At 55.3% G+C, this 23,781-nt stretch carries 20 protein-coding genes and 1 pseudogene; 8 read left to right on the top strand and 13 right to left on the bottom strand.

Features of this window, described 5'->3' with window-relative positions:
- Window positions 1–40: 40 nt before the first annotated feature.
- From KGP26_RS26580 to greB, 6 genes are all read right to left on the bottom strand, one after another.
- Window positions 41–280, bottom strand: coding sequence for a FeoC-like transcriptional regulator (locus KGP26_RS26580; RefSeq protein ID WP_021807449.1), 240 nt, complete (start codon window positions 278–280; stop codon window positions 41–43).
- Entirely contained in the window at window positions 280–2,592 is a 2,313-nt protein-coding gene (feoB, locus tag KGP26_RS26575; protein ID WP_021807450.1) for a Fe(2+) transporter permease subunit FeoB, read from the bottom strand. Before feoB ends, KGP26_RS26580 begins: the two co-directional genes overlap by 1 nt.
- Window positions 2,593–2,667: 75 nt before the next feature.
- Window positions 2,668–2,892 carry a ferrous iron transporter A gene (gene feoA / locus KGP26_RS26570; RefSeq protein ID WP_021807451.1) on the bottom strand — a complete coding sequence of 75 codons (225 nt, stop codon included), beginning with the start codon at window positions 2,890–2,892 and terminating at the stop codon, window positions 2,668–2,670.
- 590 nt (window positions 2,893–3,482) lie between these two features.
- The gene (locus KGP26_RS26565; RefSeq protein WP_115159399.1) at window positions 3,483–4,025 is read right to left on the bottom strand and encodes an RNA 2'-phosphotransferase; all 543 of its coding nucleotides are present in this window, start codon (window positions 4,023–4,025) and stop codon (window positions 3,483–3,485) included.
- Window positions 4,026–4,287: 262 nt separating this feature from the next.
- Window positions 4,288–6,618, bottom strand: a complete 2,331-nt coding sequence (locus KGP26_RS26560) for a Tex family protein (RefSeq protein WP_021807455.1) — start codon at window positions 6,616–6,618, stop codon at window positions 4,288–4,290.
- A 125-nt stretch (window positions 6,619–6,743) separates the two neighbouring features.
- Window positions 6,744–7,226 carry a transcription elongation factor GreB gene (greB, locus tag KGP26_RS26555; RefSeq protein ID WP_021181715.1) on the bottom strand — a complete coding sequence of 161 codons (483 nt, stop codon included), beginning with the start codon at window positions 7,224–7,226 and terminating at the stop codon, window positions 6,744–6,746.
- Window positions 7,227–7,604: 378 nt separating this feature from the next.
- Here greB and ompR point away from each other — a divergent pair, with 378 nt between their 5' ends.
- A complete protein-coding gene (ompR, locus tag KGP26_RS26550; protein WP_004709363.1) occupies window positions 7,605–8,324 on the top strand; it encodes a two-component system response regulator OmpR in 720 nt (239 codons plus the stop codon).
- Window positions 8,321–9,691 (top strand): two-component system sensor histidine kinase EnvZ, encoded by a 1,371-nt coding sequence (envZ, locus tag KGP26_RS26545; RefSeq protein ID WP_021807456.1) that lies wholly within the window; start codon window positions 8,321–8,323, stop codon window positions 9,689–9,691. Before ompR ends, envZ begins: the two co-directional genes overlap by 4 nt.
- A gap of 34 nt (window positions 9,692–9,725) precedes the next feature.
- Here the strand turns inward: envZ and KGP26_RS26540 are convergent.
- The 6 genes and pseudogenes from KGP26_RS26540 to KGP26_RS26515 all read right to left on the bottom strand — a co-directional run.
- A pseudogene (locus tag KGP26_RS26540) lies at window positions 9,726–9,911 on the bottom strand (plasmid stabilization protein); the annotation flags it as partial.
- A gap of 151 nt (window positions 9,912–10,062) precedes the next feature.
- Window positions 10,063–11,682: a phosphoenolpyruvate carboxykinase (ATP) gene (gene pckA / locus KGP26_RS26535; protein WP_021807458.1), complete on the bottom strand. Its 1,620-nt coding sequence runs from the start codon at window positions 11,680–11,682 to the stop codon at window positions 10,063–10,065.
- A 200-nt stretch (window positions 11,683–11,882) separates the two neighbouring features.
- On the bottom strand, window positions 11,883–12,761 hold the full coding sequence (gene hslO, locus KGP26_RS26530; RefSeq protein ID WP_223536585.1) for an Hsp33 family molecular chaperone HslO: 879 nt from the start codon (window positions 12,759–12,761) through the stop codon (window positions 11,883–11,885).
- A 25-nt stretch (window positions 12,762–12,786) separates the two neighbouring features.
- Entirely contained in the window at window positions 12,787–13,194 is a 408-nt protein-coding gene (hslR, locus tag KGP26_RS26525) for a ribosome-associated heat shock protein Hsp15 (protein ID WP_021181711.1), read from the bottom strand.
- Window positions 13,191–13,871 carry a GMP/IMP nucleotidase gene (gene yrfG, locus KGP26_RS26520; protein WP_223664779.1) on the bottom strand — a complete coding sequence of 227 codons (681 nt, stop codon included), beginning with the start codon at window positions 13,869–13,871 and terminating at the stop codon, window positions 13,191–13,193. The genes hslR and yrfG overlap by 4 nt, the downstream gene beginning before the upstream one ends.
- 84 nt (window positions 13,872–13,955) lie before the next feature.
- Window positions 13,956–16,088: an intracellular growth attenuator family protein gene (locus KGP26_RS26515; protein ID WP_021807461.1), complete on the bottom strand. Its 2,133-nt coding sequence runs from the start codon at window positions 16,086–16,088 to the stop codon at window positions 13,956–13,958.
- Between the two features lie 448 nt (window positions 16,089–16,536).
- Between KGP26_RS26515 and nudE the strand changes: the two genes are divergently transcribed.
- Window positions 16,537–17,091: an ADP compounds hydrolase NudE gene (gene nudE, locus KGP26_RS26510; RefSeq protein WP_021807462.1), complete on the top strand. Its 555-nt coding sequence runs from the start codon at window positions 16,537–16,539 to the stop codon at window positions 17,089–17,091.
- Between the two features lie 104 nt (window positions 17,092–17,195).
- On the opposite strand, the gene mrcA is transcribed toward nudE, so the two are convergent.
- Window positions 17,196–19,754, bottom strand: coding sequence for a peptidoglycan glycosyltransferase/peptidoglycan DD-transpeptidase MrcA (gene mrcA, locus KGP26_RS26505; protein WP_059199458.1), 2,559 nt, complete (start codon window positions 19,752–19,754; stop codon window positions 17,196–17,198).
- Window positions 19,755–19,875: 121 nt separating this feature from the next.
- Here mrcA and pilM point away from each other — a divergent pair, with 121 nt between their 5' ends.
- The 5 genes from pilM to hofQ are packed head-to-tail and all read left to right on the top strand — an operon-like array spanning window position 19,876 to window position 23,352.
- Entirely contained in the window at window positions 19,876–20,718 is an 843-nt protein-coding gene (gene pilM / locus KGP26_RS26500; protein ID WP_223664778.1) for a type IV pilus biogenesis protein PilM, read from the top strand.
- Window positions 20,718–21,254 (top strand): PilN domain-containing protein, encoded by a 537-nt coding sequence (locus KGP26_RS26495; RefSeq protein ID WP_223664777.1) that lies wholly within the window; start codon window positions 20,718–20,720, stop codon window positions 21,252–21,254. Before pilM ends, KGP26_RS26495 begins: the two co-directional genes overlap by 1 nt.
- Entirely contained in the window at window positions 21,247–21,756 is a 510-nt protein-coding gene (locus KGP26_RS26490) for a hypothetical protein (protein ID WP_209523491.1), read from the top strand. The genes KGP26_RS26495 and KGP26_RS26490 overlap by 8 nt, the downstream gene beginning before the upstream one ends.
- Complete coding sequence (locus tag KGP26_RS26485; RefSeq protein ID WP_021807467.1) at window positions 21,749–22,105, top strand: DNA utilization family protein; 357 nt, start codon at window positions 21,749–21,751, stop codon at window positions 22,103–22,105. The genes KGP26_RS26490 and KGP26_RS26485 overlap by 8 nt, the downstream gene beginning before the upstream one ends.
- Window positions 22,105–23,352 carry a DNA uptake porin HofQ gene (gene hofQ / locus KGP26_RS26480; RefSeq protein ID WP_223664776.1) on the top strand — a complete coding sequence of 416 codons (1,248 nt, stop codon included), beginning with the start codon at window positions 22,105–22,107 and terminating at the stop codon, window positions 23,350–23,352. The genes KGP26_RS26485 and hofQ overlap by 1 nt, the downstream gene beginning before the upstream one ends.
- Window positions 23,353–23,781 lie beyond the last annotated feature (429 nt).

The following is a 23,781-nucleotide window of genomic DNA, read 5'->3' as shown; positions in this document are numbered from 1 at the left end:
TTCAAGTAGGGGGTGCAGGCAAACTATTGCGCCCCTGTATTCACCCCTTCAAACGATAAATCACCGTGTTACAAGCCAGCCCTTCTGGGCAACTCTTACAGCTGCCGCTCAGGCATTCGCTGCTATCGAGCTCAATACGTTCAACTTTCCCCATCGCGGTCAAACGTTGCAGCATTGCTTCAACCAATGGCAAGGGCGTTGCCAACTGCTGACTCAGCTGTTGCGCCTGAGCGCTGCCCCGAAGGGCAAGCGCATCACGGATTTGCAGCAGGCTGGCCATTAGTGGCAGTCACCCGAACTTTGACAACAGGACGCCGAGGTGGCGCTACGCAAACGGATCGTTACGCGGCTACGAGCCTTGCGCAAGCCCAATAGTACCAGCGCATTGAACAGCAGCACGATCAGGATCGCTGTCGCGCTGTATTGCGGATGTTGGCTGAAGGTCGCGATCTGATAGAACAGCGTTGCCAGCGAATAGGCCACGTTCAGCCCCCACAGGATGGAGAAGGTCATCCAACCCCGGCTGGACTCACGTGCAATAGCGCCCATCACCGAAACGCAGGGAACGTACAGCAACACGAAAATCAGATAGCTGTAGGCAGAGATTGAAGTGCCAAATTTGCTACTCATAACGCCCATTGAGCCCACGCCCATCTCACCATCGCCCTTGCTGGCTTCGATAGGGTTGGAGAGTACGCTCAGGCTGAAGGTGCTCTTCAGGCCCTGCCAGGTTTCATTGACGGCAGTGCCTAGCTCATCAAGCAGGTTGAAGTTGGCGGCATCGAAGTGCTCATTGGTGATGTTCTCTGCGGTGTACAGCGTGTTGAGCGTTCCGACCACCACTTCTTTGGCCATCGCCCCGGTTACCAGCCCGACGGTTGCTTGCCAGTTATCATTGTGTACGCCCATTGGCTGCAATAATGGCGTCAGCACTTTGGAAACCGAGGCCAGCGCTGAATCATTGATACTGTCTACCGGCTGCCCGCTGAACGAGAAGCTGTTCAGGCCGCCAATAAAGATGCTGGCAATCACGATCACTTTCCCGGCGCGCAGCACAAAACCTTTCAGGCGTTGCCAGGTTTGCAGCAACAGGCTTTTCAGATGCGGCACGTGATAAACCGGCAGCTCCATCACGAACGGTGATGCTTCGCCGCGCATGATGGTGTATTTCAGCACCAGGCCGGTGAGGATCGCCACCACGATGCCGAGCATATACAGCGAGAACACCACGCCCGCGCCATCCTGGCCGAAGAAGGCCGCGGCGAATACGGCAAAGATTGCCAAACGCGCGCCGCAGGACATAAAGGGGGCCATCATGATGGTGATCAGGCGTTCACGTGGGGCATCCAAGGTGCGTGCGCCCATAATGGACGGCACGTTACAGCCAAAGCCGACGATCAGCGGCACAAAGGATTTACCCGGCAGCCCGAGCGCCTGCATCAGGCGGTCCATCACAAATGCCGCTCGCGCCATATAGCCGGAGTCTTCCAGGAATGACAGGAACAGATACATCATGCCGATCTGGGGAACCAGCGGCAGCACGGTATTGATACCGCCCCCCACGCCCTGCGCCAGGAAGACGGTCAGCCACTGCGGGAAATGCAGGGTATAACCGATCCACTGGATGCCCTGAATAAAGATGGCCGCCGAACCGAGATCGAAGATTGGTTGCAGTGCGCCACCGATGTTGATCGCCAATACGAACATGATGTACATCACCAGCAGGAAGATCGGCACCCCCAGCCAGCGGTTGAGGATCACCCGATCCAGTACCTCCGTCAGGCGGTTTGGCAATGCCAGCTTGGAGTTGCTGACCGCATCGCAGATAGTGGCGATCGACTGGTAGCGGGCATCGGCAATTACCAGCGCGGGATCTTCCTGCTGCTGCTGTTGCAGCGCTTGCCTGGAATGAGCCAGCAGATCGGTGGCGTTCCCGGCTAACTGATGGCTGTAGATGTCGCCCTCCAGCATTTGCAGGGCCAGCCAGCGGCGTTGTTCGGTGGGCAACTGTTGAGGCATGGCCTCGGTCAGCGTAGCGATTTCGTCTAACAGCAGCGGCGGATAGGCCACCAGCGCTTTTAACTCATTGAAGCGGTGATTGTCGATGGTCTGTTTCAGCAGGCCAATGCCGTCGGCCTTGGTGGAAACCATGGATACCACCGGGCAGCCAAGGCGCTCGGCCAGGGCGGCGACATCGATCTCAATATTCTGGCTCTTGGCAATATCTTGCATGTTCAAGGCCACGATGCACGGAATACCCAGCTCCAGCAGTTGCAGCGTCAGGTAGAGGTTGCGTTCCAGATTGGAGGCATCGACCACGTTGATCAGCATATCCGCATCGCCGCTCAGGATGTAGTGACAGGCGATCTGCTCATCCAGCGAGGTTTGTTCGGAGATGGTGGTGAGCGAGTAGGTGCCTGGTAAATCAACCAGCGTAACCTGCGACTGCGGCGTCGTAAACTGGCCCTCTTTACGCTCAACCGTCACCCCGGCCCAGTTACCGACCCGCTGGCGTGCTCCGGTGAGCTGGTTGAACAGCGTCGTCTTGCCCGAGTTCGGGTTACCGATTAAGCCAATAGTGATTTTTTTCATAAACCAACGTGATATCAGTAAATTAAGTATCGGCCGTGTTTGCACACGGCAACTGCCTGAGGCGGGGACAGCGCGTTACGCTTGGCTATCTAGCAGGATCAGGTCTATATCTTTTTTCCGCAGTACCAGGCTAACGCGGCGAGTCTTTATTTCTATCGGATCGCCAAATGGTGCCACGCGTACCACATCAAACTGCGAGCCGGGCAGCATGCCAAGCGACAGTAATTTCTGGCGGTAGGCCGGGCTAATCTCGCTGGAGAAACCGGTAATTTTATAGGTATGTTTAGGAAGCAGCTGCATATTGCCTTCTCAATGCGTTGAGCATTCCCACAGGAATGACACCTTCAGAACATTTGCTGCCCAGACTACCTGTGAAAAGGTGTATGGGGCCAGGAGCGCCGAGCCAAAAACAGAGCAATGAATACACAGAATCATAGTGATAACAATTATCGTATTCAATACGGAATGTATGGGCAATTGTAAATGCTGTCATATCTGCAATGGACGCCTTGCCAGCTCCTGTTTTAGCACTAAGCCAAACGCACTGCAAATGAGTGCAAAAGGTTAATTAAGTTGCAAATTTGTGCATTTTCTTGCGGTAATGAAACAGTTGTAGCTCTATTGGCGTGGCTGAAAGTTTTATGGCGCAGATCTGGCAACATCGCCTGCTGTAAATGAGAGGGGTAAGTATTTGTGTTTACGACACAATCGACGAACTGAAAAGGTGGTGTTAATAAGGGTGTTAACAACGGAGTATTTTTACCGGAGTGCGGGCTTTAAGCGATAGCTCGAAATCGGGTGGCAAAATAATCGCCATTTTATTGCGGTAGGTCAAAATTGTTGGGGTGGCGCTAGAAGGGCAACTGGCAAAATTGCCTTCATTTCTGCCATCACTCACCTATAAACTTCACTGGCACAGCCGTCGTCAACCAGACCCCATTATCAGCCTGATAAAATCTAAAACCATTTTGGTACATTGCCAGGGCATCAATGGTTAACACAATAGGCTTGCCATGCCGTTGGCCAACGGCGGTCGCTGTAGTGATATCAGCGGATAGATGCACATACTGACGGGAGCCAGCGAGCAATCCGTCTTGATTAATTGAAGCGATAAAACGTGTTGCCGTGCCATGGTAAAGGTACTGTGGCGGGGTCTGTTCCTGATAGCTGATATCAACCTGTTTTGAGGAGTGCCCCTGTACAGCGCGGATATAACCACCATCATCAGAAATAGAGAAGCGCTTCTTGTCGCTGTTCTCTACAACCGATCTTAGTAGCTGCAGGTCAAGTATCCTACCCTTTTTAGCTGCACAGGCGATAAGCGAGTCGAGATTTGCCCATCCTTCACTGTCCAGCGCTAAACCGATAGATTCTGGTTGGTGGCGTAATACATAGCTTAAAAACTTGCTCACTTCCTGATTTTGATGACTCATTTCACATTCCTTGTTGTTAGTATCCGCATATTACTGGGTAATCTATGGCTGGTGTCAATCAAGAGAGCAATTTTGCTGACGCTATGTAAGGTGGGATGCCATCCCCGCTAGTGGATTGATGACTAATTTACCTACGAACTCCAGAAGTCCATAGTTGAATACATGGATCTCATCGACCGTAATAAATCCGCGCTGTCTCTTGAGCGCAGAACCGATCAAGAGACAGCCGAAGGAGGGGATAAGGGTTTATCCCCTCAGCTCATTATTTCTTGCCAAATGCGGCGGCCAGCGCGTCACCCATAGCGCTGTTACCTGCCGGGGTGCTGTTGCGTGGTTTAGGCTTATTAGCCGCTGGGCGTGAGTTTTTATCGCGAGCTGGAGCGCTATTATTGCCCCCGCCACGGCGTGGTGAACCTTCACCCGGTTGCTCATCCAGGCGCATGCTCAGCGCGATACGCTTACGCTGCAGATCCACCTCCATCACCTTCACCTTGACGATATCACCGGCTTTTACCACGGTATGCGGATCTTCAACGAACTTGTCCGCCAGTGACGAGATGTGCACCAGGCCATCCTGATGGACGCCGATATCAACAAAGGCACCAAAGTTAGTGACGTTGGTGACCGAACCTTCCAGGATCATACCCACTTGCAGGTCGTTGAGGGTTTCCACCCCTTCGGCGAAGGTAGCCGTTTTGAATTCCGGGCGTGGGTCGCGGCCCGGTTTTTCCAGCTCTTTCAGGATGTCGGTGACCGTTGGTACGCCGAATTTCTCATCGGTAAAGTCGCTGGCTTTCAGGCTGCGTACCGCGCTCGGGTTGCCCATCAAATCTTGCAGAGCCTGGCGGGTTGCGGCCAGAATGCGTTCCACCACCGGGTAGGTTTCCGGGTGAACGGTTGACGCATCCAGCGGGTTATCGCCGTGGTTGATGCGCAGGAAGCCCGCGCATTGCTCGAAGGCTTTTGGCCCCAAACGGCTCACTTTCAGCAGCTGTTCACGGTTGCTGAAGCGGCCATTCTCATCACGCCAGGTGACGATATTCTGCGCCATCATGCGCGTCAGGCCAGCTACGCGGGTCAGCAGCGGCACGGAGGCGGTGTTCAGATCAACGCCAACGGCGTTCACACAGTCTTCCACCACCGAGTCCAGCTTCTTGGCTAACTGGCTTTGGCTGACGTCGTGTTGGTATTGGCCCACGCCGATAGATTTAGGGTCGATCTTCACCAGTTCCGCCAACGGATCTTGCAGACGGCGGGCGATGGAAACCGCACCGCGCAGCGAAACGTCCAGGTTCGGGAACTCCAACGCGGCCAGCTCGGAAGCGGAATACACCGAAGCTCCGGCCTCGCTGACGATCACTTTCTGGGCTTTAACGTCCGGGAACTGCTGCTGCAGCTCGGCAAAGAAACGCTCGGTCTCGCGGGATGCGGTGCCGTTACCGATGGCAACCAGCTCAACCTTGTGTTTGATACACAGCGCGGCAACGACCGCAGCGGCTTTGGCTGCCTGCCCGGTATGCGGATAGACGGTATCGGTGGCAACCAGCTTGCCGGTGGCATCTACCACCGCCACTTTAACGCCGGTGCGCAGGCCAGGATCCAGGCCCATGGTAGCGCGCATACCGGCCGGAGCGGCCATCAGCAGGTCGTGCATGTTGCGGGCGAAAACGTTGATCGCTTCGTCTTCCGCACGCTCACGCAGGGTACTCATCAGCTCGGTTTCCAGATGCAGCAACACCTTGATACGCCACGTCCAGTTAACCACGGATTTACGCCAGGCATCTGCCGGCGCGTTGTTCAGGCGCAGGTTGAGATGGTTGGTGATAATCAGCTCGCCCTGGCTTTCACGCGGGGTTTCTTCAAACTGCGGATCGGCGTTCAGCGCCAGTTGCAGCACGCCTTCATTGCGGCCACGGAACATCGCTAGCGCACGGTGCGAAGGCACTTGCGCAATAGGCTCATGGTGATCGAAGTAGTCACGGAATTTCGCGCCTTCCTCTTCTTTTCCCTCGACAACCTTGGACACCAGATGGGCGTTTTTCCACAGGTAGTCACGCACCTTGGCCAGCAGGGCAGCGTCTTCGGCAAAGCGTTCCATCAGGATGTAGCGTGCGCCGTCCAGCGCCGCTTTGACGTCTGCCACGCCCTTCTCGGCATCGACAAACCCTTCGGCCAGTTGCTCTGGCTGCTGTTGCGGATCTTGCCACAGGGAGTCTGCCAGCGGTTCCAGACCGGCTTCAATAGCGATCTGCCCTCGGGTGCGGCGTTTCGGTTTGTAGGGGAGGTAAAGGTCTTCGAGTTCGGTTTTGCTTTGCGTGGCGTTGATTGCCCCCGCTAACTGCTCGGTCAGTTTACCCTGATCTTCAATGGACTTGAGAATGGTTTGGCGGCGATCTTCCAGTTCACGCAGATAGCCCAGACGAGTCTCCAACTGACGCAGTTGGGTATCATCCAGGCCCCCGGTGACTTCCTTACGATAGCGTGCGATAAACGGCACGGTATTACCTTCATCCAGCAGACGGATGGCGGAGTCAACTTGCTCCGGGCGGGCCTGCAGTTCGGTTGCAATAATGCGGCTCAGTGGATCAGTCATAAGTCAGGTATCTGTTAGCAGCGATAATCGATAGGGGGATAGTTATACGTTTTGCAGGGGGAAAATGCCAGTCCAGAGGGCCGAGGTTTTGATGGGCGCAGCATGCGGCGCCCCTAAGGTCTCAACTATTCTTCGTCTTTGATATATTCGATCTCGTTGACCGTCCAGTAGGCAATACCTGCCGGGGTCTCAACCGTAGCCGTATCTCCCACCTCTTTTTTCAGCAAGGCGCGAGCCATGGGTGAGTCGATGGAGATGTAGTCTTTACGGCCAAAGATTTCGTCGTAACCCACGATGCGAAAGCGTTTGGTATCGCCATCGTCATTCTCGATCTCTACCCAGGCCCCAAAGAACACCTTGCCCGCCTGCTGCGGCGAATAATCGACAATTTTCAGTTGCTCAAGGCACTTGGTGAGATAACGTACTCGACGATCGATCTCACGCAGCCGCTTCTTATTGTATTGGTAATCGGCGTTTTCACTTCGGTCGCCCAGGCTGGCGGCCCAGGTGACTTTCTTGGTCACTTCCGGGCGGTCTTCACGCCACAGAAAATCCAATTCTTTTTTGAGCTTGTTGTAACCCTCACGGGTGATCAGCAATGTTTTCATCGTCATCCATCATCAAATCACAGGAGCAGTGGGCATTCTCGCATAAAGCGGCCACCATATCCGTTGGCGTTTTTTTTATAAACCTGAGGTACACTGCCAATTCGCCAGTCTTGCGGTTTTCTGCCAAGAGTGTACATCATACGCAGCGGGAAGTTGTTTACCGATCTGCCGCTCCGGTTTAAGTGAAAATTGTTGATATTTGGGCAAAAGAATAAGCTTTGTAACAATTTCGGCTAGAATATATACCATTAAACGCTGTCAGTAATGATTGAGTTTTTGAACAATACGAGGCTGTTGCCAAATAGCCGCCAGCGGTGCCAATGCATAAGTGCGGGCCACAGTCTAGAATCAGGCAATACAGCCTTTGGGAGTCAGACAATGCAAGAGAATCACAAGATTCTGGTCGTCGATGATGACATGCGCCTGCGCGCGCTTTTAGAGCGTTACTTAACCGAACAGGGCTTCCAGGTTCGCAGCGTTGCCAACGCTGAGCAAATGGATCGTTTGCTGACGCGTGAGTCTTTCCATCTGATGGTATTAGACCTGATGTTGCCGGGTGAGGATGGGCTATCCATTTGCCGCCGCCTGCGCAGTCAAAGCAACCCGATGCCGATCATTATGGTGACCGCCAAGGGTGAAGAAGTGGACCGTATCGTCGGGCTGGAAATCGGTGCCGATGACTATATCCCTAAGCCGTTCAACCCACGTGAACTGCTTGCCCGTATCCGTGCCGTGCTGCGCCGTCAGGCCAACGAACTGCCGGGTGCGCCTTCTCAGGAAGAGGCGGTGATCGCCTTTGGTAAATTCAAACTGAACCTCGGCACGCGCGAGATGTTCCGTGAAGATGAGCCTATGCCATTAACCAGCGGTGAATTTGCCGTGCTGAAAGCCTTGGTCAGCCACCCACGCGAACCGTTATCGCGCGATAAGCTGATGAATCTGGCCCGTGGCCGCGAATACAGCGCGATGGAGCGTTCCATCGACGTGCAGATCTCGCGCCTGCGCCGCATGGTCGAAGAAGATCCGGCACATCCACGCTATATCCAGACCGTTTGGGGTCTTGGCTACGTCTTCGTCCCGGACGGCAGTAAGGCATGAGGCGATTACGCTTTTCACCGCGTAGCTCGTTTGCCCGAACTTTGCTGTTGATCGTCACCTTGTTGTTCGTCAGCCTGGTGACGACCTATCTGGTGGTGCTTAACTTCGCCATCCTGCCCAGTCTGCAGCAGTTCAATAAGGTATTGGCGTACGAAGTTCGTATGCTGATGACCGATCGGCTGCAACTGGAGGACGGTACCTTGCTTGAGGTGCCGCCAGCGTTCCGCCGCGAGATCTACCGCGAGCTGGGCATTTCGCTTTATACCAACGCGGCTGCTGAAGAGAGCGGCCTGCGCTGGGCGCAACACTACCAATTCCTTAGCCAGCAGATGGCGCAGCAACTAGGTGGCCCGACCGACGTCCGCGTCGAGGTTAACAAAAACTCCCCGGTGGTCTGGCTGAAAACCTGGTTGCAGCCAGATATCTGGGTGCGCGTCCCGCTGACCGAAATCCATCAAGGCGATTTCTCGCCGCTGTTCCGCTACACCCTGGCGATTATGCTGCTGGCGATAGGCGGCGCCTGGCTATTTATCCGCATTCAGAACCGCCCTCTGGTGGAGCTGGAGCACGCCGCCTTGCAGGTAGGCAAAGGCATTATTCCGCCGCCGTTACGTGAGTATGGTGCCTCTGAGGTGCGCTCGGTAACCCGGGCCTTCAACCAGATGGCCTCTGGGGTGAAGTTGCTGGCCGACGATCGCACGCTGCTGATGGCGGGGGTCAGTCATGACCTGCGCACGCCGTTGACGCGTATCCGTCTGGCGACGGAAATGATGAGCGAGCAAGACGGTTATCTGGCGGAGTCGATCAATAAAGATATCGAAGAATGTAACGCCATCATCGAACAGTTTATTGATTACCTGCGTACCGGCCAGGAGATGCAAACCGAAATTTGCGATTTGAATTCCATTCTGGGCGAAGTGGTGGCCACCGAAAGTGGCTACGAGCGGGTGATTGAAACCGATATTCTGCCGGGTGAGCTGATGGTGGATGTGCATCCGCTCTCGATCAAACGTGCGGTGGTGAATATGGTGGTGAATGCGGCGCGCTATGGCAACGGCTGGATCAAGGTCAGCAGCGGGCGAGAACTGCAGCGCGGCTGGTTCCAGGTGGAGGATGATGGCCCCGGTATCAAGCCGGAAGAGCTGAAGCACCTGTTCCAACCCTTTGTGCGCGGCGACAGTGCGCGTAGCACCAGCGGCACCGGGTTAGGGTTGGCGATCGTGCAGCGCATCATTGACGCTCATGCTGGCGTGCTGGATATCGGCACCAGCGAGCGTGGTGGGCTGCGTATCCGAGCCTATCTCCCAATACCGATCGAGAAGAAAGAAACTTCCAGCGGGACCCCGCCAGCCAAAGAGAACGCCTGATATCCTGACTTAAGGCCGCAGCATTGTGGCCTGGTCAGGGCTTCGTGTTTCCTTCATATTCATCGCCAAAGGTGACATCGCGCGGTGGTTCCTCCCCGCGCGGCGGGATTTTCAACTCGACGCCGCCTAATTCGGCAAAGTGTTGATGCATCCAGGTTCCCAATCCATAACGCGGTGGCTTCTTCAGTAAGGTTTGTTTCAAGTCCATATGTGCCTCCTCCAGCCTTCAACGGGCGCAGCATTGCAGCGCCCCTCCAAATTGACCACAAGTGCAAGTCAGCCACGAATTCAAACCAACCTCAAGTGCAAATCAGCCAAAAATAGAAAAGGCGCGGAATTCCGCGCCTTGGCTTAGGAGGTAATCAACGCTATTACAGTTTCGGACCCGAGCTGACCAGTGCAGCGCCTGCCGGGGTATCGGTGTATTTGTCGAAGTTGGTGATAAAGCGGTTCGCCAGATCGTGCGCCTTCTCTTCCCACTGTTCTATGTTGGCATAGGTGGCACGTGGGTCGAGGATGGCCGGATCAACGCCTGGCAGGGCGGTAGGCATCGACAGATCGAAGATTGGCAGCGTGATGGTTTCTGCCTTATCGATTTCACCGTTGAGGATGGCGTCGATAATGCCGCGGGTGTCTTTGATCGAGATACGCTTACCGGTGCCGTTCCAGCCGGTATTGACCAGGTAAGCCTGGGCTCCGGCTGCCTGCATGCGCTTGACCAGCACTTCTGCATACTGGGTTGGGTGCAGTGACAGGAATGCCGCGCCAAAGCAGGCAGAGAAGGTTGGCGTTGGCTCGGTAACGCCGCGCTCGGTACCGGCCAGTTTGGCGGTGAAACCGGACAGGAAGTGGTACTGGGTCTGGTTGGCCGTCAGGCGTGATACCGGTGGCAGTACGCCGAAGGCGTCCGCAGTCAGGAAGATCACCTTGGTAGCGTGGCCCGCTTTGGACACCGGCTTGACGATATTGTGGATGTGGTAGATCGGATAGGAAACGCGGGTGTTCTCGGTTTTCGATCCGTCGTTGAAGTCCACGGTGCCGTCGGCCAATACGGTGACGTTTTCCAGCAGCGCATCACGCTTGATGGCGTGATAGATATCTGGCTCGGCTTCTTCCGACAACTTGATGGTCTTGGCGTAGCAGCCGCCTTCGAAGTTGAAGACGCCATCGTCATCCCAGCCGTGTTCGTCATCGCCAATCAGTTGGCGTTTCGGATCGGTGGACAGGGTGGTTTTACCGGTGCCGGACAGGCCGAAGAACACCGCCACGTCGCCTTTCTCGCCCACGTTGGCCGAGCAGTGCATGGAGGCAATGCCTTTAAGCGGCAGCAGGTAGTTCATGATGGAGAACATACCCTTTTTCATTTCGCCGCCGTACCAGGTGCCGCCGATCAGCTGCATACGCTCGGTCAGGTTGAATGCCACGAAGTTTTCCGAGTTCATTCCCTGCTGCTGCCAGTTCGGGTTGGTGCACTTGGCGCCGTTCATCACCACGAAATCAGGCTCAAAGCCCTGCAGTTCTTCATCGCTCGGGCGGATAAACATGTTTTTGACGAAATGCGCTTGCCAGGCCACTTCTGTGATAAAGCGGACTTTCAGGCGGGAGTCTGCGTTAGCACCGCAGAAGGTATCGACCACGAACAGGCGCTTGCCGGAAAGCTGCTCGGTGACCAATTTTTTCAGATCTGCCCAGACTTCAGGGCTGAGAGGTTTGTTATCGTTCTTGCCTTTACCTTGATCGGCCCACCAGACGGTGTCCCGGGTGATATCGTCACGGACGATGTACTTATCTTTTGGCGAACGGCCGGTGAAGATGCCGGTATCGACGGCAACGGCACCCAGATTGGTTACTACACCACGCTCAAACCCTTGCAGTGAAGGGTCCGTTTCTTCCTTAAACAGTAATTCATAACTCGGATTGTGAACGATTTCACCAACGTTATGAATTCCATAAGCGGCAAGATCCTGGTGGGTTATACCATTAACACGCATGTCACTACTCCTTGATCACAGAATTTCTGGCGACAATTGTAGGGATCCATGGCGATGTAACCGCGATAGGTATCAAATATTTAACGTATTAAACGTTTTTTAGTTACGTTATGAGATGTAGACCACGGAATAAAGCAAGCGTGCAAACGGCGAGGGCTGACGTGCGTCACAACTCGACGCACGTCACACCGCGGTGTTGCTTAATGCAGTTGGGTGTTGCTGTCGGCATTGCCGTTGTGGAGGGCGGCGATGTCTAACGCATCGAATACATAATGATTACCACAGTAATCACAGTGCATATCGATGTTGCCATCCTGTTCCAGCATATCGGCCACTTCTTCCGCTGGCAGCGTGATCAAGGCATCGGCACAGCGCTGGCGTGAACAGGTGCAGCGGAAGATCACGTCCTGAGGTTCGTACAGCGTAACCTCTTCCTGATGATAGAGGCGATACAGCACTTCGTTGGCCGGCAGGGTGAACAGCTCGTGATCCTTGATGGTGGCGGTCAGCTGCACCAGATGGTCGAAATCATCGGCATTGCCATCCTGAGCTGGCAGTACCTGCAGCAGCATACCGGCAGCCGCAGATTTGCCTTCAGCTTCACCGGTACGGATAAACAGGCGCGTTGGCAACTGTTCGGACTGGCGGAAATACCCTTCCAGACACTGGGCCAGCGTTTCACCTTCCAGACCCACCACGCCCTGATAGCGTTCACCTTCAGACGGGCTGATGGTGATCACCATAATGCCGTTACCCAGCATCTGGTGCAGGGTGCTGTCGGCCACAATCTCGCCTTCGACACGGGCTACACCACGCATCTCCTGGCGATTATTGCCGTTGATCACTGCCAGTTTCAGCGGGCCGTCGCCTTGCACCTGAACGGTAATGTCACCGTCGAACTTCAGCGTGGCGGTCAGCAGGCTGGTGGCTACCAGCAACTCGCCCAGCAGTTTTTGTACCGGTGCCGGATAATCATGGTTGGTCAGGATGTGCTGATAGGTTTCGCTGACGGTAACCAGCTCACCGCGCACCGCGTAGTTTTCGAACAGGTAACGGTGTAATTGGTCATGGTTGGACATAGTTTTCTCTCATTGAGGCGAGGGATTATTCCTGCTCGCCAAATTTAAATTTAATCAAATCGCGCCGCTCTTTCTTGTCCGGACGACGATCCGGATGCGGCATGGTCAGCGCATTCATCTTGCGTGCCAGCGCCACTTTCTCGCGATTGGCAATGCTGGCCTCGGTTTCCTGATACATCAGCTGCGCCTCGTCGGCTCCACGCCGTTGGCTATTGATGGCCAGCACGATGACAGTGCGTTCGTCGTTGCCCTGACGCAGCTTGATTTCGGCATTGATTTCAACGGCTTTACTCGGCTTGCCGCGCTGCCCGTTGTAGTGCACCTTGCCGCCGTCGATCATGTCACGGGCCAGTGCGCGGGTTTTGTAAAATCGGGCGGCCCACAGCCATTTATCCAGGCGAACGGCCTCATCCGGTGTTGCTTTGGCTTTCATTGCTCCCTCCGTTCCAAGGCCGGTATCAACTGGCGGTAGTCGCTCATCGACGGATAACGCTGGAAAGTTTTACTCGCCATGCTGGAATCCGGGTTCTGCACGCCAAGGCAGTAGCGGATACCAAACTTGCTTGCGGCATCCAGAATGGGTTCACCATCATCCACAAACATTGTGCGCTGCGGGTCAAAGCCGGTTTGTTGCTGAACTGCCTGCCACAGACGCTGATCTTCCTTTGGATAACCAAATGTGTGGGTGGAAAGTAATAAATCAAGGTGTCGATCCAAACCGGTGTGCTCAACCTTCACCGCCAGACTGTGTGGATGCGCGTTGGTGAGCAGGATGGTGCGCTGCCCGGCATCGCGTAACGCCTGCAAAAATGGCTGGGTATCTTCACGCAGCCGAGCGCGGTTACCGACTTCGCTGGTCATTTGATAGATATCCAGCCCTAGGCGTTCGCTCCAGTAATCAAAGCAATACCAGTTCATGGTGTGTTGCACGGACAGGTATTCCTGGTGAATGATTTTGCTGGCTTCGTCGAAGGGAATGTCTCGTTGCTTACTCAACGCCTGCGGTACCAGCGTTAGCCAAAAATGGCTGTCGAATTCAAGATCCAGCAGGGTGCCGTCCATATCCAGCAGTACGGTATCAATATCGTGCCAGTCAAACTCAGGAACCATGTACCAACTCCATAGGCGGGATAGCGGTATCCCGCGGATGATAAAAAACATACAACCTAGTATAGGCGGATGGCAGGTTGGAGGCTACGCCATCGGGCGTATGGACATCGGGGTGAGCTGCGGGTTGAAGCAACTGTCGTAATAGCGCTGGATATCGGCGAGGCGATGTTGGTTTTTGCGCCTGCGTTGTACCAACCGCCAGGAGTTGTAACCCAGCACGACGACCAACACCAGCAACAGCAGGCTGGTGCCAAGATAGCGCCACAGGGTCACGATATCCGGTTCACTATGCAGGGCGATATGCCGAGTGCCGTTGGCATCGACAAAGATATTGGTGATCACCCCGTTTGCCCGGAACGGCGTATGTAGCAACATGCTGCTAAGACGCTGTAGTTCTTTCCATTGGTCGAGTGAGTTGTATTCGTTCAGCGGCTGTGTGGGCAAGGGATAATCCACCAACTGCTTGCCTTCGTCACTGGTAATCAAAAAACCGCCCGGTGGTGGGCTGTTGAGGGCCGCAGCGGCCTGACGGGTTTCCCGCACCACGAAGGCAGAGGTAGCCGCGTTACTCAGGTTTTCCAGCGATTCAGCACTGACCGGACGCAGCAGGACGTTAACGCCTTCCAGCGCCCCGGATTTGGCCCGTTTCACCAGGTTGGCCCAGTTCTTGACGTTACCCAGATTGACCAGCGCATTCTTCAAGCGCACACAGTCGGCCTCCGTGCCACACAGGTCCTGCGTTTTCAATACGATATCCGCAAAGTCATCCAACAGGATCATGCCTGACTTTTCAATGGCGCTGGCCAACTGTGGGTTCACTTTCTGCTCGGCACCGCTTGGGTGCAGTTGCCGGTTGATGGTGGCCATCAGCGCAGCTGCTTTATCGATCACTTCCGATTCGGGCTGTGGCAGCGGGGTCGCCGTATTCCAGTAGATCCCAGAACAATCGAAAGGCATAAAGCTTGGCGCAGTGGCGCTGTTGTTGCCCGAAGGAACGTAGCACATGCCGTTGCCCTGAATTTTCAGCCTATCGCCGATATGCAGTGGAATGGCCTCCAGCGCTTGAACGCTGGTGACTTCCGTTTTCTGTGTGCCCTGTAACCACGCGGTGCTCAATTTAGCGGGTAGGCTGAGTGGAATGTAGATTAACAGTAACAACAGCACCACGAGCGAACTGGCCGCTAATACGGCGTTCTTGCCCCAATGCTGCAAGGGGAAGTTTTTCACTTCGTCATGCAGGGAAAGATAGTGCCCTTGACGTACCACCTGCCGGTTGAGGTAGATATCCACATTGGTGGTTTTACCCAGGTCTGCATTCAGGTAAGGCAACCAGTGCGGGGGGTAGATCAAATCGATAATGCCAAAAGAGATATTACTGATTTGCCCCTGATTGGACTCACCGAATAACCCCCAGCGCTTTGGCGTGCCGCGCAGACAGTGCACCTCTTTCAGCTCTTTTTCGCTCGGGCGGCGCAACAGATGCCAGCAGCTCCAGACGATCATCAGCACCGCTACCAGAATGATCCAGGGGATCACTACCACCGGACTGATCAGGCTAAGGAACAGCAGCAGTAGGGCAGCAGAGATGAGGGCCGCTTCCTTGACGCCGTTCGGCCGGTTAAGCTCATGTTCCTCGCGGGTTTCCTTGCGAATGTTCACCAACTCAATATGTTCGCTCTCTTCTTTGCGGATGGAGGCGTTCCTTGTCGGGGTTGTAGTCACTACCGGCGAAGGTGGGCTGTCGTAAATATGATCCAGCAGCGAATGGCCGTTGAGTGAGATCACCAGCGGTAGAGTCTGGGTCTTGATCACTTCGACATGGTTATCGGCGCTGATGTACTGCTCCCAAAACGGAGGAAGATGGATCTCTTCCGAGTCGAGATAGTAGCGCCAGTTGTTGGGTTCATCGCTTGCCAGACCATAGCGGGTAATGGCATGGGTGATCGGGTAAACGTTGTCGCTCTGTGCGGTCAACGCCAGCCGGGCAGAAGGCAGGGAAGCGGAACCTGACAGCAGTTTGTTGCCCAGGCGGTTTTGTTGGTTGAGGTAATTCTCGATAGCTGCCCGCTCTGGCGCGGTCAGTTTGCGGTGGTTAGGTTTGACGAACGGCAGGATACCTGCCAAGGCTGGCTGGGGGCGGAATTTAAACCACAAGTAGAGGCCAGCAGCGATCAGGCAGGCTAGCGCTAAGGCCAATATCAACGCTATTGTGCTCATGCTATTCTCGTCCTACACCCATGAAACCGCCAATCTTACGCAAAGCCAGACATTATACGGAGTTAACCGCCCAGAGATAGAATGACCCACCGTTTAGTTGTTATCCGGCTCTCATTCGTGGCTATCGTTAGGCATTTACCGTACGATTTTTTAACCTGCACGAGCATAGCAATCCTCATGGTGTCCGGATATCAGGATTATCCTATTTGCCTACCTGTTTTTTTATCCACCGGGATAGCTGCTGGTCAGGTTTGTTAAAAAAAAGTAAATTACAGGCTAAGCTCGTTGCGGAAATGGTTCCCATTAACGCACAATGTGATCAAGATCGAGTTTAGCCAGTGGTTGACCCTTTTGCTGTCTGCCACAACGCGCATATTATTATCCTGGTTACCTGCCTGAGAGTACTGAGTATTCAGTGTATTAGGCGGTTAACCTATTTGAGGCAATCATGGATAAACAGCTGCAAAAACCTAAAATTCTGAAAGTAGAAACGGTCGCGCGCTCGCGTTTATTTAACGTAGAGTCGGTCGATCTGGAGTTCAGTAACGGTGTGCGGCGGGTCTATGAGCGTATGCGCCCTTCGGAACGCGAAGCGGTGATGATTGTGCCGGTGATAGGGGATGATTTGCTGCTGATCCGTGAATATGCGGTAGGCACCGAATCCTATGAGCTGGGCTTCCCCAAAGGGCTGATCGATCCTGGCGAAGGAGTGTTGGAAGCCGCTAACCGCGAACTGATGGAAGAAGTCGGCTTTGGGGCCGGGCGCTTTGATTTCCTCAGCAAACTGACGATGGCACCTTCCTATTTTTCCAGCCAGATGAATATCGTGCTGGCACACGACCTCTATGCGCAAAGCCTGGAGGGGGACGAGCCAGAGCCGTTACCCCAGGTACGTTGGCCGATAGCCAACATGATGGCACTGCTGGCGGAACCGGACTTTCGTGAGGCGCGCAATGTCAGCGCATTGTTCCTGGCAGAGGCATTCCTGCGCGGTTCACGCTAACCCTCCATCGATTCATCTGCTGACAAATCCGCCTGGGCTCACAACATACGGCGCCCGCCGGTTAAGATAAAAAAATGGCCAGATTGCTCTGGCCATTGTCGTTTTTAGAACAGCTCGTGACTTTCGCCACCAGGGTCTGTCAGGGTGGTTCCGGCATCATGTACCGAGAACTCCGTGGGTTGAGTGCCTTCGATAAAGTACTCGGAACGGCTACCTCCGCCCCCGTTGGACAGTTTGCCGGTGCTCTTGTCGATGGTCACGCTGACAATCCCCGGCGGTGGAGTGACTTTCTGCTCTGGCAGGCCTTCCAGCGCCACCTTCATAAAATCATCCCAAGCCGGTTGAGCACTCTTCGCTCCACCTTCACCACCGGAAATCTGATCCGGGATGGCACCCGAAGCGGAGGCACGGCCAAGATTGCGGCGGTGATCGTCGAAACCGATCCACACCGATGTCACTGTTTCTGGGCCGTAGCCGGAGAACCAGGCATCTTTCGAACTGTTGGTGGTACCGGTTTTGCCGCCGATATCATGGCGTTTAAGATCGCGGCCTGCGCGCCAGCCGGTACCCATCCAGCCCGGTTCACCGAAGATATTGGTGTTCAATGCATCACGGATCAGGAACGACAGCGGGGTGCTGATCACATGTGGTGCATACTGCTGGTCGTTATCTTGCTGCATCTGGGCCGGGGTTACCTGCTCAAGCTGTGGCATCGGGACGTTGGCATTGTTGCCTTCCTGCGATACCGCCACGTTCTCGACGTTATCATCGGAAAGCATGGCTGAACGATGCGTATCGCCGTAGATCACCGGCAGGTTGCAGCTATCGCAGACCACTTTCGGTTTGGCTTCGAATACCGCGTTACCCGTATCGTCTTCGATCTTGGTGATGAAGTACGGGTCAACCAGATAGCCACCGTTGGCCAACACGGCATAGCCGCGAGCCACCTGTAGCGGGGTGAACGAAGCTGAACCCAGCGCCAGCGATTCCGAATGCACGATGTTTTGCGCAGGGAAACCAAAGCGTTGCAGATATTCAGCGGCATAGTCCACGCCCATGGCGCGCATTGCCCGCACCATCACCACGTTTTTCGATTGGCCTAGGCCTTGGCGTAGTCGGATAGGACCGTCGTAAGTAGGTGGCGAGTTTTTCGGCCGCCAGTCGGTACCGGCACCGGCATCCCAACGGGTGATCGGCAGATCGTTGAGGATGGTGGCCAGCGTCAGGCCCTTATCCATCGCCGCGGTATACAGGAACGGTTTGATGTTGGACCCCACCTGGCGCAGCGCCTGGGTTGCGCGGTTGAACTTGCTCTGGTTGAAATCGAAGCCGCCGACCAACGCCTTGATAGCGCCAGTATTAGGATCGAGCGACACCAGCGCCGAGTTCACGTCCGGCACCTGTGACAGCCACCAGTTGTCGTTAACTTTACGCACCCAGATCTGTTGGCCGGGCTGCACCACGTCGGTGACGCGCTTCGGCGTAGGGCCTTGCAGCGTATCGCTCTTGAACGCACGTGCCCAACGCATGCCAGACATGGGGAGCGCAATGCGGCTGCCATCGGCCAGCATGGCGGTAGCCTGTTCGGCATCCGCCTGCAGGATCACCGCAGGAGACAGCGGGCCGTAGTTCGGCAGGTTCTTCAGTGAATCGACAATCTGTTTCTGATCCCAGGCAGGCTCACCCACTTTCCACAGCACGTTTGACGGGCCGCGATAGCCGTGGCGCATGTCGTAGTTGAGGATGTTGTTACGTACCGCCTCCTGCGCACCTTGTTGCAGCCGCTTGGTGATGGTGGTGTAGACCTTGTAACCGTCGGTATAGGCGTTTTCACCGTAACGCTTGATCATCTCCTGACGCACCAGCTCTGAAAGATAAGGGGCAGAGAAGCTGATTTCCGGCGCATGGTAATTGGCTACCAAAGGTTCACTGCGGGCCTGATCGTACTGCGCCTGTGTGATGTAGCGCTCATCCAGCATTCGCGATAGCACCACGTTACGACGCGCTACGGAGCGATCGTGGGAGTACAACGGGTTAAAGGTAGAAGGTGCCTTGGGTAATCCGGCAATGGTGGCCATTTCGCTCAGCGTCAGTTGGCTGACATCCTTACCAAAATAGACGTGCGCGGCAGCACCCACGCCATAAGCGCGGTAACCCAGATAGATTTTGTTCAGATACAGTTCAAGAATTTCATCCTTGGTCAGCATCTGTTCAATGCGGATCGCCAGGAAGGCTTCCTTGATTTTGCGCATCAAAGTGCGTTCCGGGCTCAGGAAGAAGTTTCTGGCCAACTGCTGGGTGATGGTACTGGCCCCCTGCGAAGCATGGCCGGAAACCAGCGCGACCGAGGCGGCACGGAAGATACCAACGGGATCGACCCCGTGATGATCATAGAAACGGCTGTCCTCTGTGGCGATGAAGGCATGCACCATCACCGGTGGGATTTGGTCCAGCTTGAGAGGAATACGGCGTTTTTCACCATATTGGGCGATCAGTTCGCCCTCCGCGCTGTAAACCTGCATCGGGATTTGTAGCCGCACGTCTTTCAGCGTTGCGACATCGGGCAGCTGTGGCTCGACATATTTGTACAAGCCAAAAATCGAGGCTGCTCCCAGCACGATGCAAAACACTGCAAGGATTAAAAGATACTTTACGAACTTCACCTGAGATTTCCCATTTCATGTCAATTGGGCAGTTTATAAACAACCGCGCGGTAGTATAAAGGCAAGCCTGCAACATGGATATGTTCTTTTGTTATCTGAGGGTACGGAGGTGGGGTGAAATATGTTTTCTCAAACGTGGCAGGTGGGGTTGGATATCCAGGATCACAGCATCAGAGCGCTGGCTGCGCAGCGTCGGCGTAACGGTTGGCAATTGCGCCACTGGTGGCAACAGGCATTGCCGTATTCGGCGCTGCGGGCCGGGCATTTAGAGAGTTCTGCGATGCTGGTGGCGGTCCTCAAGCAGTGGCGTAGCCGGTTACCAAGACATATTTCCTTACGCATTGCTTTACCCGCGCAGCGGGTTTTACAGCAGACGTTACCCCTGCCGAATCTGCGCTTGCAGGAACCGGTTCGCCATGACTACATCACCACCCAGGGTCTGAAACAGTTCCCGTTAGACAGCCAGACGTTAGCAATGGATTACCGCCAGGCGCAGCCCAATACCCATCAGTTGCTGCTCACCGCGGCCCGCCAGCAGGAGCTGCAACAATGGCTGCATTGCCTGCAACAGGCGGATCTGCATCCCCAGGTGATCGATATCGCCCCTAATGCGCTAAGCATGATGGCCGCATTTGCCGGCTTGGCTCCCGATGCCGGGCTGCTGCATCGCCTAGAGTCGGAATGGCTATGGGTAGCACCGCGAGCGATGTCCTTTGCTTATGGCGTCTTGCCTGCGGGGGAAGCCGTCGGCGTCAAGCAGGCGTTGGCAGCCCTGCGTTCAGCTTGCCCAGCCATGGGGGCTAAAGAGGTGTATTACAGCAGCGTGCTGGACGAGGCCGCGCCAGAAGGTGCCATGCCTTGGTCACCGTTCACGGCTTTCAGCCGCTTATACCCACCGCTGCCCGCTCAGCCGATGGCGTTTGTTCTGGCTGGCGGGTTGGCTCTGCGCCGCGAGGATGCCTGATGTATCAGGTCAATCTGTTGCCCTGGCGCCTCAGACGGCAGCGGCAGCGCTACACCTTCTGGTTACGCTGCTTCGTTGCTCAATTGCTGCTGGTGCTGGCTATGCTCACGGCAGCCTACTTTTTGCTGTTCTTCCAACAGGCCAGTCAACATTTGATATTGCAGGACTTAACGCAGCAACACACTGAGCTGGCAGAGCGTATTCAGCAGACTCAGCAAAAGATGGCCGAACTGGCCCGTTTGGCCGCAGAAAGCACCCGTTACCAGCATAATCGAGCGCACAACCTGCGTTACCTGTCGCTATTGCAGCAGCTCTCGGTAACGCTGCCTGAAACCCTGTGGCTCACGGATTTTGAAGAGAACGCCAGGGGGATTTTGCTGCGGGGGCAAGGTGGGGCGTATGGGGAGATAGTCACCTTTGAACGGCGGTTGGCCGCGCTACCTTTGTTGCAGGGTTGTCGCCTGGTTGAAGTCACACAGCGCAAGGAGGGAGGGTTGGCGTTCACTCTAACGGCACGCTGGGGGCAGGATGGATAAGCCCCTGCCAGACTGGCTGATCCCCTGGCTAGCCCGGCCTGGTTGGCAGTTGCTGGCGGCTCAATGGCTGGTATTAGCCGGGGTTGGGCTGTTGGCCTGCAGTGGGCTGATCTCGGGGGAATGGCAACGGTGGGAAAGGCTGGATGAGCAGCGTCAGCAGTTGGTACACCAGATTGCAGAGCGTCAGCAGCAACTTAGCCAGCTACCGTTGTTAGCAGAGCTTGAGCAGCGGTTGGGGCAGCAGGTGTTGATCGTGCCTGATGAGCCGGGGGATTTGGGTACTCAGCTCTATCAGCTTGGGGGGCGGCTGCTACGTTTCCAGCAGCAGGAGAAACCAGCCCAACAAAAGATAAGGTTACAGCTAGATTTCGAGGGCTTGCTGCGCTTGCTGGAGGCGCTGTCCTCCACCCGCAGGATTGGGCAAATGAAGATCGAGAGGCAGCCCGAAGGGTTAACCACTCAACTGACTCTGATTAGCTCAGAAGAGGCGGTGGATGAATAAGGCGTGGTGGTTTTGGCTGTTGCTCTCGGCCCCGTTGTGGGCTGAACAGTATCGCGATCCGTTCCAGCCACCGCTAACGGCGGCCTGCGCCGATCCTACCGTTTCACCGGAGGATTGGCGGCTGAAAGGGATTATTGGCACGCCGGATTTGCGCTATGGCTGGGTGGTCACCCCGCAGGGGCAGTGGTTGGGGTTATTGCCCCAGCAGCGGGTGCTGGATGGGGATTGGCAAGTGATGGAGATCCAGCCCCGGCAGCTTGAACTCGTTGCGCAGGATAGGGCCGAAGCATGTCGGCCACGCACGGGTAGTGTGGTGCTCACGTTGGGGAAAAACCGTAAGGAAAAGTGATGAAAGGATATCAGTGGCTTTTGGTGGGGTGGCTGGTTCTCCCTTTGGCGGTGATGGCGGGTGTGCAGCAGGAAAAGCCGGTGTCACTGGTGTTCCATGATACTCCGGTCAGCCTGATTTTACAGGCGCTGGCGGAGTATCAAGATCTGAACCTGGTCGCTGCCGAGGGGGGCGATACCAATCTGACGCTGCGGTTGGACAATGTTCCCTGGCAGCAGGCGTTGGCCGTGGTATTACGCATGGGCAAGCTGACGATGACGTTGGAGGGCAATGTGATGATGGTTTTCCCACTGCCGGATGAACAGGAGCTGCTTCGTCGGCAGCGGGCGTTGGCGCAGCAGGAGCCGCTGCACAACCTGACGATCACGCTGCAAAACGCGGAGGCCAGCGAGATAGCGCAGAGCCTGGATAGCCAACGTGGCAAATTATTGACCGAGCGTGGCAGCGTCGTGGTGGATAGACGCACCAACGCGTTGCTGCTGCGTGACACCGCTCAGGCGCTGGCCCAGTTGAAAACCTGGGTGGCAGAGATGGATACCCCGCTGGAACAGGTGCAACTGGCTGCCCATATTGTCACCATCAGCAGCGAGAATTTGCGGGAGCTTGGCGTAAGGTGGGGCCTGGCGGCAGAAGAAAGGCCAGCCAAAAAGCTGCGGATAGACAATTTCAGCGTTGGTCTGCCGGTAGAGAACAGCGCCATAACGGCCGGTTTCCACCTGGCACGCATCAGCGGGCGCATTCTGGATCTGGAGCTGTCGGCGCTGGAGCAGGAAAATCAGGTGGAGATTATCGCCAGCCCGCGCCTGCTTACCGCACATCTGCAAACCGCCAGCATTAAGCAGGGCACGGAAATCCCCTACGAGGTGTCGAGCGGTTCCAGCGGTGCCACCTCGATCGAGTTCAAGGACGCGGTGCTGGGCATGGAAGTCACGCCGAAGATTTTACCCAATGGCCGCATCACCCTGACGTTACAGATCAGCCAGAATATGCCCGGGCGTTCGATCAAACAGGGCGAAGGAGAGGCGCTGGCGATCGACAAGCAGGAGATTAAAACCCAGGTGACGGTGAAAGATGGTGAAACCATCGTCTTAGGGGGCATTTTTCAGCGTCAGCGCAACCAAACGGCCGATAAAGTCCCTGGCGTGGGCGATATCCCCTTGCTGGGATCGCTGTTCAAACACAGCAACCAACAGCATAAAAGGCGCGAGTTGGTGATTTTCATCACGCCCACACTGGTTAAAGTCTAAATTGTCTCGATCGTGATGTTTGGCACGGTGGTGACGCCAAGTCCAAATGAGGGAAACCGACGAAAGTTGCCGTTAATCTGCCAAATCACGACATCCCGTGACTTTTTCAGATAAACTCCAGGCGGAGATCTCGCTGCAATGCTCGGTTCATGAGGTCTTAGTCCAAAATCCTAGCCGTTGAAAACGCTTAAAAGTTGGCAAGCAAATGCACTTTTTTTCGTGCCTTAGAGGCATCTGAGTTTGACGCTGCGGCCGATTTAGCTTACAAGGGTTACCGAATTGAGCACCGAGGTTTTTTTGTTAATGCTGTACCCGTCGTCTTCCAGGCTGAAACCTGGGATCCATAGGGTATAAGACGCCGTTAAAAACGTATGGTTTCCCTCCTGCGGCGTGGATAGTGATTTATTCGGTTGCCAAACTACCAAGAGT

This window comes from Serratia sp. JSRIV002, from assembly GCF_019968725.1.
Taxonomy (GTDB): Bacteria; Pseudomonadota; Gammaproteobacteria; order Enterobacterales; family Enterobacteriaceae; genus Chania; species Chania fonticola_B.
This window is presented reverse-complemented; position numbering and strand designations above follow the sequence as displayed.

What these genes read in the sequence shown, in the direction of transcription:
- KGP26_RS26580 (WP_021807449.1), bottom strand. Translation starts at nt 280, where the DNA reads ATGGCCAGCCTGCTGCAAATCCGTGATGCGCTTGCCCTTCGGGGCAGC.
- feoB (WP_021807450.1), bottom strand. Translation starts at nt 2,592, where the DNA reads ATGAAAAAAATCACTATTGGCTTAATCGGTAACCCGAACTCGGGCAAG.
- feoA (WP_021807451.1), bottom strand. Translation starts at nt 2,892, where the DNA reads ATGCAGCTGCTTCCTAAACATACCTATAAAATTACCGGTTTCTCCAGC.
- KGP26_RS26565 (WP_115159399.1), bottom strand. Translation starts at nt 4,025, where the DNA reads ATGAGTCATCAAAATCAGGAAGTGAGCAAGTTTTTAAGCTATGTATTA.
- KGP26_RS26560 (WP_021807455.1), bottom strand. Translation starts at nt 6,618, where the DNA reads ATGACTGATCCACTGAGCCGCATTATTGCAACCGAACTGCAGGCCCGC.
- greB (WP_021181715.1), bottom strand. Translation starts at nt 7,226, where the DNA reads ATGAAAACATTGCTGATCACCCGTGAGGGTTACAACAAGCTCAAAAAA.
- ompR (WP_004709363.1), top strand. Translation starts at nt 7,605, where the DNA reads ATGCAAGAGAATCACAAGATTCTGGTCGTCGATGATGACATGCGCCTG.
- envZ (WP_021807456.1), top strand. Translation starts at nt 8,321, where the DNA reads ATGAGGCGATTACGCTTTTCACCGCGTAGCTCGTTTGCCCGAACTTTG.
- pckA (WP_021807458.1), bottom strand. Translation starts at nt 11,682, where the DNA reads ATGCGTGTTAATGGTATAACCCACCAGGATCTTGCCGCTTATGGAATT.
- hslO (WP_223536585.1), bottom strand. Translation starts at nt 12,761, where the DNA reads ATGTCCAACCATGACCAATTACACCGTTACCTGTTCGAAAACTACGCG.
- hslR (WP_021181711.1), bottom strand. Translation starts at nt 13,194, where the DNA reads ATGAAAGCCAAAGCAACACCGGATGAGGCCGTTCGCCTGGATAAATGG.
- yrfG (WP_223664779.1), bottom strand. Translation starts at nt 13,871, where the DNA reads ATGGTTCCTGAGTTTGACTGGCACGATATTGATACCGTACTGCTGGAT.
- KGP26_RS26515 (WP_021807461.1), bottom strand. Translation starts at nt 16,088, where the DNA reads ATGAGCACAATAGCGTTGATATTGGCCTTAGCGCTAGCCTGCCTGATC.
- nudE (WP_021807462.1), top strand. Translation starts at nt 16,537, where the DNA reads ATGGATAAACAGCTGCAAAAACCTAAAATTCTGAAAGTAGAAACGGTC.
- pilM (WP_223664778.1), top strand. Translation starts at nt 19,876, where the DNA reads ATGTTTTCTCAAACGTGGCAGGTGGGGTTGGATATCCAGGATCACAGC.
- KGP26_RS26495 (WP_223664777.1), top strand. Translation starts at nt 20,718, where the DNA reads ATGTATCAGGTCAATCTGTTGCCCTGGCGCCTCAGACGGCAGCGGCAG.
- KGP26_RS26490 (WP_209523491.1), top strand. Translation starts at nt 21,247, where the DNA reads ATGGATAAGCCCCTGCCAGACTGGCTGATCCCCTGGCTAGCCCGGCCT.
- KGP26_RS26485 (WP_021807467.1), top strand. Translation starts at nt 21,749, where the DNA reads ATGAATAAGGCGTGGTGGTTTTGGCTGTTGCTCTCGGCCCCGTTGTGG.
- hofQ (WP_223664776.1), top strand. Translation starts at nt 22,105, where the DNA reads ATGAAAGGATATCAGTGGCTTTTGGTGGGGTGGCTGGTTCTCCCTTTG.